Source organism: Pseudomonas paraglycinae (genome assembly GCF_021601625.1).
Classification (GTDB): domain Bacteria; phylum Pseudomonadota; class Gammaproteobacteria; order Pseudomonadales; family Pseudomonadaceae; genus Aquipseudomonas; species Aquipseudomonas paraglycinae.
Genome location: NZ_BQHR01000009.1, coordinates 247,168 through 260,994, shown reverse-complemented (window position 1 = coordinate 260,994; position 13,827 = coordinate 247,168). Strand labels below are relative to the sequence as shown.

The following is a 13,827-nucleotide window of genomic DNA, read 5'->3' as shown; positions in this document are numbered from 1 at the left end:
CCACAAATGGGACAGACCAATACTGCTCATATAAGTCATGTAATCCACAAATCCGGGAAACTTTATTTAGTCGATCGAGAACCACGTCGCTTCGCACTCAGGGCAAATAAAAATAATCGATTTATTCGCTTTTATCATCGCTCTGAGAACGTCGTCCTGCTGACATCGTGGGCAAATCACATACACCTCTCTAAATATACAAATGGGACAGATTTATTTAATCAAATAAATCTGTCCCCTTTTGTGGTGCTTTTGTGGTGTCACTTTTTAATACGCCCCCTTCTTTATCTATCCACCTGAAAAAACGTAATCACGGGACCGTAGTTACTTTCCGAATCTGACACTTCAACAAAGAATTTTTTTTCAGGGAACTTCTCTTTCAACACCATCCCCCATGAAAACGCCAATACGTTGCGCAACTGCAAAAAAATGCTGTCCGACACATCATCTGCGCACTGTTCAAAAAGTTCATAAACATGCACGTTATTCATAACCTGCTCTACTTTCCGAATATCATGCATTTCAGCCATACGCGCAGCGAAGGTTTCTGAAGCAAAATTACGCTCCAGAAATACTCCTCCCTCGCATGTCAAAAAATCAGGAAAAAGCACCTTTGAAAACAACAACATCTGCTCAGGGTGGCATTGATCACTGATATAAGAAAATATATCCAGACCTTGTTGTTGAGCCCACTGATTTTTCCAAGTCTCATACTTGACAGCGTCTGTGACAGGTGGAATTGAGTAGATCCCATTCATGGTATTTCTTCCGGAGTTACGCTTCTAGGAGGCGCTTTGGTGGATGGTGACTGAACTCTGACTGATCCGTCAGGTAACGTATTCCTACCATACTCAATGACGTGAGGAGTCGGTACCCCTGCGTGAGGAGCGCCAGTAACATCTACTCGCTTGATGATCATGCCTTCCGCATCATATACAGCATAACTGGTGATATTCCCTCGGTTGTCAGCACGATAGAGAGTCGCCCCCTTAGGCCCCAACAAGCTGAACCTTCCGCTGACCTGCGTAGCATGTTCCAAGGGTCCTCCAATCAGATTGGCAGCATTTCTCGGAGGGGGGAATGGCGGTGGAGTATGAGGCGAACCACCGCCGGCCGAACCTTTGTTCGTCATTGAGAGCACTCTGCCGCCCACTTTTACACCGAGCGACTTGAACTCCCCCAAGGCCGCATCTACCAGGAAACGCGCAGCAACGACGTAGTTGTTACCGTCTAGAGGGTACTTGATGTTGCCTTTCCGATGCTCATCCTTTGCATGTTTGTTGCTCTCTCTCAAGCTGTCCTCTGGCGTTTCGGTAAAGAAGGCGGCCAAGTTAATAGCTGCACCATCTTTCAACTCTTCAACCTGCTTGCCTGCAGCAAAATTAATCAGGGCATTTGTAACCATGCTCACCATGAATTTCATCGGCCCCATTACTGCTTGGGCTGCAATTGCAGCTGTCTCTAGCTGATTGCGCTTTTCAACAGGTAAGGAATTAGCAACCACCAGCATCTTGCCCAATTCACCAAGGGCTGCCTGTCCCATTGGGATGACCGTCTTTGTGATTCTGACTGCATCAAGATAAACGACGTTAGTTCCCCCACTGCCGTCGTTTGTTGGTTCGATGATGATGTTGCCTTCATCAACTTCCTTCGTCATCTCCTTATCGTAATCTGCAGCCAGATCCGCGAATCGCTTGAGTCCTGCAAGCACCTCCGGATCGAGGGAGTCCATATCTGAAGGATTTTTTCCCTGTCGAACAAAATTCTTGGTGATAGCCAGTGCTTGCTCATCGCCAAGCTGCTTGCGGAGGGAGGGAGAGACCTCGCTGATATCGACTAATTGTGCATTGATTGCCTGTTTCAGATTGGCCAAGAAACTGGCACCTGCCATGGCTTCCTTGACCATGTTCTCCTTGAACTTAGTGATGCTATCGTCCCAACGGTCAAGTGTTTGGAGCGAATGGCTCACCGAGTCGATAGAAGAACTGCTGACGTAAAGATCAGTACGATGCTCTTCGTCCTTGGTGATCTCATACGCTTTGTTCACATCACGATTGAGACCCGCCGTGGAGTCCTGCCCGGAGGCCTTGTCGTTACGCACGACAATCTGACCCTCGCCCACTGTAGCGTTCAGCGTCTGCTGACGATCCTTGTCGTACTTATAACCCTCCACGGCCCAGCTATTTTTGCTCTCACCTTCCATGCCCTTGTTCGGCTTGTCAGCCTGAGAACCACCGCCACCGCCGTAACTACCGCTGACATTGAGGTAATAACCGTGCTCGTTATCCTTGCCGGTGATGTTGCGATAGCCGAGGGTGTCGGTGTCGAGCTTGAGGTTGCCGTTATCGGCAGTGATCACCGAGCCATCAAGTTGCGTATGTTTTTCGGTACGGATATCGACTTTGCTTTTGCCGCTGATAACCGTCTGGTTGTCGACCCAATTGGTTTTGCCGTTGGTTTCGCCGTAACCCAGCGAGCCACTGACCGTTGCACCGAAGCTGACCGCGACAGTCAGGCTGGCGTCGAACTCTTTGCCCTCGACCTTGCCGGTGTTCGGAACAGAGGACACGGTCAGGTTACGTCCTACATCACCAATAACTTCATCACCGCGCAGAGTGGCGCCAGCAATCGTAGTATCACGCTCGCTTTCGAAGCTCAGCTTGTTACCTGCATACAGGTACGCTTCCTGCTGCTTCACGCCTTCGCGGTTCAGATCGCCGATGCCGACATTTGCCGAGCCATAAACGCCGAAACCATCCTGGCCGGCGATGATGCCGCCCTCCGCGCCCCAGCTACGGCGATCATGTGAACTCTCATAGGCGTTTTGCGCCGACAGAATGTTCAGATCGTTACCGGCCTTGAGGGAGATGTCCCGCGCGGCAATCGCTCGGGTGCCGATCAGGGTCAGATCATTTTTGGCATCCAGGTTAATACTACCGCCGGCATTCAATTGGGTTGCCGTCGAGGTCCCCTGAGTCGATTTGTCCTCGGTACCCGCATTGCTGACCCCGACACCCAGCTTGAAGCCACCGGTGGTGCCGCCCTTGACGCCGCCCTTGCTCTGAGTCGAATGTCCGGAGCTGTCTTGCGAGCCGTGCGCGACATCAAAGGTGATGTCTTTGCCTTTGACATTGATGTCACGCCCGGCATTGAACTGGCTGCCACTGACATTGACACCGTTGCCGGCATCCAGTGTGATGTCATTGCCCGCCGAAAGCGTCGATGGCCGCTGTGTCACCGAACTCTGTGTATTACTGGAGCTGACGCTGGAGGCGCCGATATGCCCGTCAGATTTCGGTCCGCTAAAAAACTGATCAAGGGTATCAACCGATTTTAATACGCTTGAACCTTTGCTGACCCCGTCTTCACCTTTACCCGTCCCCTTGAGGCCATCCATCGTGTTGCCGATGTTGTAGGCTGTTGTCGCGGTGATGCCGTTACGCTTGATGCTGTCACGGATGGTGACTTCGCTAGCCTCTTCCTTGGCATCGATGTTGATGTCGCGATCCGCCTTGAGGCGAATGTTGTTTTCGGCTGCCAGATCGGACCCTTGCTGGTTGATGTCGCGACCGGCAGTTACATTGAGGTTCATCCCGGCATCGATGGAACTGCCCGCAGCTGTGTAGCCTTTACTGTTTACACCGTGCTGGATGGTTTCACTGCCAACGAACGTGGTGAAGGCGTTGCTGTCGATGGTCTGCTTGAGACCAACGCTCTTGTCCGTCTCCCAGCTGTTGCTGCGATGGTTGTCGATCGAGGCGACCACATTGACATCGCGACCGGCATCGAGCGATACGCTGTTTTCGGCACTGATACCACTGCCAATGACATTGATGTCGCGTGAAGCGTCGAGAATTGCATCGCGCCCCGCGTTAACCTGACTGCCGACACTGTTGGAGCGAACAACCTCGCGCCCGCCGTTGTGCGAGGAGCCAACAGTGATATCGGCACCCAGCCCCGGTGTGCCAGCGAACACACCGATTGTGTCCTTTAGCGACATACCCAGTTTTTTCTTGTATTCCTCAGCCCGGCTGTAGGCTTGGTCGTCGGCAGACGACAGGGTGATATCACCTTCCTTGTCTACGAGACCGGCATGGAGTTCGGCATCGTTGTCAGCGTTAACTTCACTGGCATTCAGACGAACATCACGCCCCGCCAGAACTACAGCGTCATGCCCGGCACTCAACTGGCTACCGACCTGGGTAACAGAGGTCTGCAAGTGGCTACTGCCACTTTTTGACATGCCGAAGGCGCCAGTCTTGGTTTTCTTACTGTAAGACCCAGATTCTTCGGTGGCAGAAAGCACTGCGACGTCGTTGGTTGCACCGACGACCAGATCATTACCGGCCTTCAGCTGACTGCCGATGACAGTGACATTGCGTCCGCCATCAAGACTGACAGCACCGTCTTCGCCCTTGGACGAATTAACGGTGAGGTCGCGCCCGGCTTCAATCACCGAAGCAACGTTCTCACTCTCATAACTCTCGGTCTGGGTAGTCTTGCTACGTCCGAACGAGCCTTTTTTCTTCTTGTAGTAGTAGGACGAACTCTCGTCCTTGGCGGAAGCAACCGTGATGTCCTGAACCGCATCCAGGCTGACGTTTTCCTCGGCCTTGATACGACTGGCGATGATGCCCAGATCGTTGCCCGCGTCCAGCGCGATATCACGTCCGGCGTTCAGTACGGATGCTTGTTGAGTGATGCTGTGGGTTTCGTTGGCGAACCTCTTGCCACGCGAAACGTAGTCACTTTCATTGGCCGCCGAGGTAATGATGATGTCATTACCGGAGTTGACACTCAGATCCCGCTTGGCATCCAGCCGGCTACCCACAATCGCCACATCACGATCGGCACTGATCGTCAAATCCCGCCCGGACTTCACTTCAGCGCCATGCTGAGTAATGGTCTGATTGAGGAAGCTACTGCCACGCCCCGTGGTGCTGCGATCCTGCACCGAGGTGATGTTGACGTCGCGATCGGCGTCGAGGGTCATGTCACGGCCGCTTTGCAATACACCGCCGATGTTGTTGATATCCCGGCCAGCGCCGATTGTCAGGTCATTGGCCGCTTCGATTCGTGAGGCGTTGTCCAGTACATCGCGGTGGAACAGGTTGCCGCCACGGTTGCCGTCGATGCTGAACACATCGCGCTGGTTGATCACGCTGCCGTTGGTGGCCGTCAGGCTGACATCCTTGCCGGAGATGATGCCGCCGGACTTGTTGATGATGTCGTTGCCGGCCTTGAGGGTCAGGCGTTCGCCGGCTTCGATCAGGCCGGTGTTGGTCAGGTTGTTGCCAGCCTCGGCCGACAGGTTGTTGGAGGCACGCAAGGTGCCGGCGTTGTTCAGGTCGCCGCCGGCGATCAGGGTCACGTCACCGCCCTGGATCAGCGCGCCGTTCGGCGCCAGGCGGTTGTTGGCCTGGGCCAGGTACAGCACTGGCACCAGGACTTTTTCGCCGTTCACTTCGTGCTCTTCGAGCCAGACGATGTCGTGGGTCAGTGCCGCCACTTGCTGAGCCGTCAGGGTCACGCCGAGGGACAGATTGAGCTGATCCTTGCTGGCGACCGCGTTGTTCATGAGGTACTTGAACATCGCTTCGTCGGAGGTCTGGCCGTCGATGAAACGCTGGCCGGTGCGGGCGACCACGGCCTGCTGCACCATGCGCTGCTCGAACAGGCCGTCACCCAGGCGTTTGGCGCTGGTGTCGGGGTCGTAGCCGAGCTTGCCCAGCAGGTAGTCCGAGCTCATGAACTGCTTGAGGTTGGTCAGCGCCGGGTTGGTTTCGATCAGGTACTTGTGCGGGTTGGAGCGCACGCTGGTGTCGGGCAGGCCCTGTACGCGCGGTACGTCGAACGAAACCTGGCCACGGTTGGGCGCCAGTACGCCGACCGGTCCGTCGCCGGCCACCGGGCCTACGTTGAACTGTGCGGTCTTGTCGTTGAGGTTCAGCGAGGGAACGCCGCTCAAGGCCAGATCGCGTTTTTTCTTCGAGACCGGGTCGTTCTGGTCGAACTGCAACGCGGTCGCCGACCGTGCGGGCATGCCGTCCGAACGCTGGGTGGCGCTGGCGGCAATGGTGCCGATGGTCCAGTCGCGATTGGCTACCAGGTCTTGCTCGCTACCGCCCTTGTGGCTGAGACGGAACAGACCGTTGTCGCCGGTTGGCAGAGTGAAGCCCGGCAGGGACAGCGGGTTGACCTGTTGTTGCGCAAGGTCCGGCGGCAGCTGGGAATTGATGCGGATGACCGTCGGGACCACCCCGCCACCCAGTTGAGTGGAGCCCAGGCGAGACGCCCCGCCCGCCGATGCATTGCCGTTGCGAACGACGCCGTTGTCGAGTTTGTTTGTTGCGTTGATGTAGACGGTGCCGCCTGCCTGGACTACTGCGTTGGCGTTTGCAGTCGGGCTGCGTTCAACGATGGTATCCCTGAAATACGCTGCATTCTTGGCGGCGTCAGGTGCCTCTACTCGTACCCCGTCATTGTAGTGGGGCGCTGGAATGTAGAACTTGCCGTCATAATCGAGATGGAATGAACCGAATGCGATATATCGAGCCGCCTCATTACCCGCCGTACGACTGCGCACACGCGTCAACGATTCAACCTCATTGACGTTCCAGACATGCAGGTTGGGTCTGGCAAATGCACCTTGCCCCGCGATATAGCCGAGCTCCCCGGAATCGTAATCCGGATCGTTAGCCGCGTTGTAACTCAAGACTGCTTCCCAGAATCTCGGGTCTTTGGGAGCGTTGAACCAACGGGTAACGGTGTATTCACCGACAGACGCCCCCTGGTTGGTAAAGTTCTGGACATTAAGCGTCAGGTTGCTGCCCGCGCTGACCACGGAGGCGTTGTTTATAAACTCGCGGCCATTGCCGGTCAGGTTTCGACCTGCCGTCAAAGTGCCCGAAGCCGAGTCCTTAACAATGGTTGACTTGTAGTTTTCAACCCAGACCATATGACTCGGGGAACCTTCACCTTCACTGAACTCACCGAAAGAAGTACAGCTGTAGCAGCGAACACCAATCGCCCCGGAGATCAACCCGCCCCCGGCAGCCACCTCAAACACATCCTTGCGGTTCTCGATGTGATCCGCCGCCAGGCTCAGGTCACCAGTGCTCTCGATGGTCCCGGAAATGTTGTTGATCGAGGAACTCCAGCCATTGCTGTCGTCCCGGGCGATGCTGATGTTGCCGATGCCGTAGATGTCGGCATAACGGTTGGTCAACGTACCGACCCGCAACGCCATGTCATCGCCGCTGAAGATCAGCCCGTTCTGGTTCAGCAGGGAATTGCTGTTGATCCGCAGCTTTCCACCGCCACCAAGAGTGCCGTTGTTGACCAGAGAATCGGCATTGACAGTCAGTCGATCAGCCGAGGTGAGGCGCCCGAGGTTGGTCAGGCTGCCGCGACTGGTGATCGTGGACTCAGAGGCGCCGGTGATGCTCGCCGCGGCAGTCACATCTATCTGCGAAGCGGTGAGGCCCATAGTGCCAACGCTACTGATCCGGCCATTCCCGCCGTAGCTACCACCCAACTGGATATCCATGCCGCCATCACTGGCAATCAACCCGTCGTTGTACCAGTTCACCCCGCGCCCGGTGAGCTGGTTCGAGGCCAGCACCTGGCCGCTGGCCGTTAGCGTGAAGTTGTTGACGTTGAGCGTCAGGCGCCCGGCCTGAATCACGCTGCTGTTGGTCCAGCTGTCGGCGTTGAGGGTCAAGCCGCCGCGAGTCACCAGCGAGCCGCCGGCGTTCATCACGTTGGCGGTGGAGATGTCGAACTCGCCCACGCCCACGTGAGTGACCGACCCACCGGCGTTAAGGAAACTCGGCGCTGCCAGAGTGAAATGAGTGTTGGCGGTTTCCACCAGACCATTGCGGTTGTCGAACTGGCTGCCGATCTGGAAGTCAGTCTTGCCGCTGGTTCCGAGGGCGCGCAGTTTGCCGCCCTGGTTGTCGAGGTTGGTGGCACGCACAGCCAGGGTGCCGGCGCTTTCGATCAGACCACCACGGTTGGTCAAACTCGTGCCCGCACCGAGGTCGATAACGCTGCCGCTGACCTGGCCGGCATTGTTGTTCATCGAGCCGGCGCTGACTTTTACCTGGCCTTTGGCGTAGATGCCGCCACCGCTGTTGTCGAGCGCATTGGCGCCGGCATTCAGCAGGATGTCGCCGGTGTTGGCAGCGATGCGGCCGCCGTCGCTATAGATGCCGCCGAGGGCGCGCAAGTCGAGGCGACTGCCTTCGATCTTGCCGCCCTGGCCGTTGCGCAACACACCGGTCAGACGGGTTTGCAGCAAGCCCTTGAGGCTGGACAGCACCCCACCCCGACTGTCGAGGCTGGCGGCGGTGATGTTCAGGTCACCGGTCTGGGCGATGAGTTTACCGCCCTGGTTGTCGATGGCCCCGGTGCCGGTGTTCACGGTCATGGCGGTGAAACTCTGCACCGCGCCCTTGCCGTTGTTCAGCGCGGCGGCGGTCAGGTTGGCGGCGCCATCGCGGCTGGAGATCAGGCCGTCGCCGTTGTTGTGCAGGGTGCCGTCGGCCTTGAGGTCGAGTTGGCCGTTGGCCGAAATCGTGCCGCCCGCGCTGTTGTTCAGATCACCGTTGGTCAACAGGTCGAGCAGGCTCTGGCTGATCAACTGGCCACCGCGGTTGTCGACGCTGGCCGAGCGCTTGATCACCAGCGGCCCGGTGCTGCCGAGGGCGCCGTTGACGTTGGTCAGGGCACCCAGCAGGTCGAGGGTGACGCTGCCCTTGCCGACCAGGCTGCCGCCGCTGTTGTCCAGTTGCGTACCGGTGAAGGTCAGCGCTTTGCTGGCCGTGATCCGGCCACCGGCGTTGTTCAGGGTGGCCGCGCGAACATCGAGGGTGTCGCCGCTTTCGATCAAACCGCCGGCGCCGTTGCTGATCGTGCCGCCGGTGATGGTCAGGGTCTGTTTGCCACCACTGGTGACGGTGCCACTGGTGTTGTCCAGGCGGGTGGCCTTGATGGTCACCTCGCCGATGCCGCCCAGCCCGCCGTTGCTGTGGTTGATCAACGCACCGCTGAGGTCGATGTTCAGGTTGCCGAGCAGGCTGGAGACGCTGCCTTCCTGACTGTTGTCGAGAGTGCCGCCAGTGACGGTCACGCCCTTCCAGCCAGAGATCAGACCGCCCTGGTTTTTCAGCTCGGGCGCGGTGAGGGTCAGTTGATCGTTGCTGATCAGGTTGCCGCCCCGGTTGTCCAGGCTGTTGCCGGTGAGGCTGAAACTGTTGACGCTGGAGATTTCACCTTTCTGATTGTTCAGGGCACGCAGCGTGGCGATGCTCAGCACGCCCTTGCTGTTGATCACGCCGTTATGGTTATTGAGGTCACGCAGGTGGGCAATGCTCAGCAGGCCTGTGCTGCTGATCATGCCGTCCTGGTTATTCAGGTCTTGAGCGGTAGTGCCCAGGTCAATGGCCAGGCCGGCAATGCCCACCAGCGTGCCGCCGTGGTTATCCAGACCGGTGCTGTTAAGCGTCAATTGTTGCGCCGCCTTGATGCTGCCTTTGTTGCGGTTGCTCAAGAGGCCGTCGACGGTCACCTCGAGATCGCTGTCGCTCAGCAACACGCCGCCATCGCTGTTGTCCAGGCTCGCCGCCCGGATCTGCAATGCTGCGGCGGCGATCTTGCCCTTGATCGAGGTCAGGGCCTTGTCGATGGTCAGGGTCAGTTTCTGGTTGCTCAGCACCTGGCCGCCGCTGTTGTCCAGCGACGTGGCGATCAGGTCGAAGGCCTGTTCGCTCGAAATCTCGCCGCCCCGGTTGTTCACCTCACCGAGGTTTTTCAGCAGCAATTGGCCCGGTGCCGTGATGAAGCCGTCCTGGTTGTTCAGCGCACCGCCTTTCAGATCAAGACTCAGGTTGCCGGTACTGAACAGCTTGCCGCTCTGCTGATCGAGCCCCTTGAGGTTGGCCACCAGAGCATTGGCCGCGCCGATGCTGCCGCCAGTATTGGTCACTTGATCTGCGTTCAACTCCAGTCGATCGGCCGAGTAAATGCTGCCCTGACTGTTGTTGAGGTCACCGGTGTTGATGTTCAGGCCGGTCTTGCTGCTGATGACACCCTTTTGCTGGTTATCCAGCGCACTGCTGTTGATCGTCAGCGCGGTGTCGGTGAGCAGTTTGCCGCCCTGGTTGCTGACGGCGCCTCGGGTGTCGACCGTGAGGTTTTTGGCGCTGGAGAGCGTGCCGCCGTTGTTGCTCAGGCTTTGGGCATTGATCGCCAGTGCGCCTTCGCTGATCAGGCTGCCCTGATTGTTGTTCAGGTCCGATGACAGGGTGATCGCCAGGTCTTTGCCGCTGCTCAGACGACCGTTGTTTTCCAGCGTCTGCCCGGTCAGTGTGAGACCGCTGTCGCCGCTCATCAGGCCCTTGTTGTGGTTGATGACCTGGCCCACCGTCAGCGCCAGATTGCCGCCGGCAGCGATGTAGCCGCTGTCGCTGTTGTCGAGCCAGGCGCCAATCAGGCTCACACCGGCCTTGCTCGACAGTTCACCGCTGCGGTTGTCGACGCGGTCAACGGTGAGTGTCAGCGCTTTTGTGGACCCCACCAGACCTTCCTGACGGTTGTCCAGACGGGCGGCCGTGACGCGCAGGCCATCGTCGGCGATGACTACGCCGGCCTGGTTGTCGAACAGGTCGGTCACGGTCAGGTCGACCTCGCCGCGCCCACGGATTTCGCCACCGGTGTTGTCCAGGCTGGCACTGCGGCTGTCGAGGCCGGCAGAGGCAATCAGGCCCTTGATGTTGCTCAAGGCCTGATCGACAACCAGCGTCAGCTTCTGGTTGCTCAGCAACTTGCCGCCGTCGTTGTTCAGGCTTTGCGCATTCAGGCTCCAGGCATTCGCACCGGAAATTTCACCTGCGCTGTTGTTCACCTCGGCGAGGTTTTTCAGCAGCAGCTGACCCGGCGTATGCAGGTTGCCGCGCTGGTTGTTCAACAAGCCATGGTTCATGTCCAGCGTCAGGTCAGCGTTGCTGAACAGCTCGCCGCCATCCTGCTCCAGCGAAGTGACCGACACGTCGAGTTGCTGCTGGCTGCCGATGCGCCCGCCGGAGTTGTCCAGGTGGGCGGCTTTCAGCTGCAGGGAGCCGTCGGTGGCCAGGCTGCCTTCATGACGGTTCTTGAATTCACCGGTGGTCAGCGTCGAATCGGCCTTGGCGCTGATGATGCCCTGGTCGCTGTTGTCGAGGCTTCCGCTGTTGAACACCAGGCCTTTTTGCGAGGCGATCAGACCGCCCTGGTTCAGCACTGCGCCGGTCGAGGTCAATGCCATCGCCTCAAGGCTCGACAGTTTGCCCAGACGATTGTCGAGGCTGCCGGCCTTGAGGGTCAGCCGTCCTTCGCTGCTGACCAGACCGCCCTGGTTGTCCATGGCTTCATCGAAGGTCAGTTGCAGATCCGCTTGGCTGACGATCCGCCCGCCGACGTTGCTCAAACCAATGCCACTGAGCGTGCTCGCACCCTTGCTGAAAATCAGGCCGTTGGTGGCGTTGATGATCTGCGCGACCTTCAGGCCCAGCGTGGTGTCGGACAACACCTTGCCGCCTTCGCTGTTATCCAGACGCGCACCGTTGACCAACAGCGCTTGCTGGCTGGACAACGAACCGCCGCGGTTGTCGATCTGCTCGACATTCACGGTCAGGTTTTTCAGCGAGCCAACCAGGCCGTCCTGGCGGTTGTCGAGGTTTTTGCCGGTGAGCAGCAAATTGCCTTCGGCGACCAGTTCACCGCCCTGCTGGTTCAGGGTGTCGATGTTGGCGTCGATATCGGCCTTGCCGGAAATTCGCCCGGCAGCGTTGTTCACTTCGCCGGCCTTGAGCGTCATCAGCCCGGTCGAGGTCAGCAGGCCGCCATTGCGGTTGTCCAGCGTGCGGCCTTCAAAAGTCAGTGCCGCTTTGCTTTCGAGCCGGCCCTTGTCGCGGTTGTCCAGTTCGTCGACCAGCGCTTTCAGCGCCTTGTCCGAACGAATCACACCGCCACGGTTATCCGTGTTGGCACTGCTGACCGTCAGGCTGTCGAGGCCGGAAATCTTGCCGGCGCGGTTGTCCAGGCGAGTGGCCTGCACGTCCATGGCACCGTTCGCCTGAATCAGGCCCTTGCTCTGGTTGTTCAGCTGGCCGCTGATGCGGGTGGTCAGCGTGCCTTCGCTGATCAACTGGCCTTGCTGGCTGTTGTCGAGACTTTGCGCGCGCACGTTCAGGGCAGTCTTGCCACCGAGTTTGCCGGTGGTGTTGTTGATCGCTCCCGACGCCGTAATGTCCAGCATCCGCCCGGCCATCATCAGGCCGGCGACGTTATCCAGCGATGTGACCGTCAACACGGTGTCGGCCTGGCTGCTCAGTTCGCCGTTGCGATTGATGAGCTGCCCGACCGTGCCGGTCAGGTTGCCCGCGCTGTTGATCACGCCCTGGGTGTTGAGCACCTGACCGGCGTTGAGGTTCAGGGAGGCGCTGCCGAGCACGCGGCCGACGTTGCGGTTGTCCAGCGAGCCGGCGGTAACACGGGTGTTCTGGCCGCTGAGTGTGCCGCTCTGGTTATTCAAAGTCTGTGCGGCGTTAACCGTCAGGTTGCGGCTCGCGACCAGACCTTTGCCACGGTTGTCGATGTTTTGCGCGCTCAGGCTCAGATCACCATTGGCATTGCGACTGCCATCAGCATTGACCCCGGCTTCAATGGCCCCGGCGTTGGTCAACTGACCGCCCGCACTGAGGCTGATGCTGTCCCGCGCCGCGAGAGTCTGTCGGTTGGTCAGATCGCCCTGAGTCTGTACGTTCAGCGAGGTGCCGGCGTAGACCGCCGAGCGGGTCTCCAGGCTGGCGGCCTTGACGTTGACCGCGCCGGTGGCCGAGGTTTCGGCCAGGCTGAGCTGGCCGTTGGCGTCGAGCTGGATGTCACCGCCGCTGGCGATCAGTTTGCCGTCGAGTTTCACCCCGACCCCGGCTTCGGTGCCGACCAGTTTGATCGCACCGGCGTACATCCCGCCCAGCGCCGAAGAGTCAATGGCCAGTTGCGGTTTGGCGCTGCCGTCGTCAGCGCGGGCCGTGGCGTTGAGGTTGTTGGCGTTGACGTCGTTGCGCCCGGCAACGATGGTCAGGTTTTTCGCCTGGATCTCGGCGTTGATCTTCGCCGAGCGGGTGATGATTTCGAAGCGGTCGACATTGGTTGCGTTAAGCCCCGCGCCCTCGATGGCGACGCTGCCCTGATCGACCTGGAAACGGTCGAGGCGACCGCTGCCATCCAGCACCGGTTTGCCGGTGGTAAGGGTGACGCGTGGTGTGTTGATGAAACCGCAACCGTTGCAACTGATGCCGTACGGGTTGGCGACGATCACCCGCGCCGACTGCCCCGCCACTTCGGTGTAACCGCGCAACTGGCTCGAGCTGCCACCGATGACTTCGTTGAGGATCGCCTGTGCCGAACCACTGTTTTTCAGGTGCGGGTTATCAATGATGTAGCCGCCCAATTGAGTGGACGAAGCCTGGTTGGAACCGTTGTTGAGGATGACGCCCTGCGCGCTGACGTTGTAGTCATGAAACTGGTTGTGCGACAGACCCGCCCCGTTGGGCGTGGCGATGTTGATGATCTGCACGCCGTTGCCGGCGCGGTCGAGCGTAGTGCCAGGGTTGGCCACCACAATGCCGTCGGCCTGTGCCCACATCGGTTGCCAGAACATGACGTTGGCCAGCAAAAACGCCAGTCCTCGCTTGGGCATACCGCAGAACTGATCACGGCTTTTTACGGCGGCAGATGGCAGGCGAGCGAGAAAGGAGAACTGACGAACGTCCATGTAAAGGT

At 58.7% G+C, this 13,827-nt stretch carries 2 protein-coding genes; both read right to left on the bottom strand.

Annotated features, from left to right (window positions below; translation table 11 throughout):
* Nucleotides 1-284 precede the first annotated feature (284 nt).
* On the bottom strand, nucleotides 285-758 hold the full coding sequence (locus L6D82_RS15910) for a hypothetical protein (protein ID WP_236190330.1): 474 nt from the start codon (nucleotides 756-758) through the stop codon (nucleotides 285-287).
* Entirely contained in the window at nucleotides 755-13,819 is a 13,065-nt protein-coding gene (locus tag L6D82_RS15905; protein ID WP_236190328.1) for a hemagglutinin repeat-containing protein, read from the bottom strand. The genes L6D82_RS15910 and L6D82_RS15905 overlap by 4 nt, the downstream gene beginning before the upstream one ends.
* Nucleotides 13,820-13,827: the final 8 nt, after the last annotated feature.

What these genes read in the sequence shown, in the direction of transcription:
- L6D82_RS15910 (WP_236190330.1), bottom strand. Translation starts at nt 758, where the DNA reads ATGAATGGGATCTACTCAATTCCACCTGTCACAGACGCTGTCAAGTAT.
- L6D82_RS15905 (WP_236190328.1), bottom strand. Translation starts at nt 13,819, where the DNA reads ATGGACGTTCGTCAGTTCTCCTTTCTCGCTCGCCTGCCATCTGCCGCC.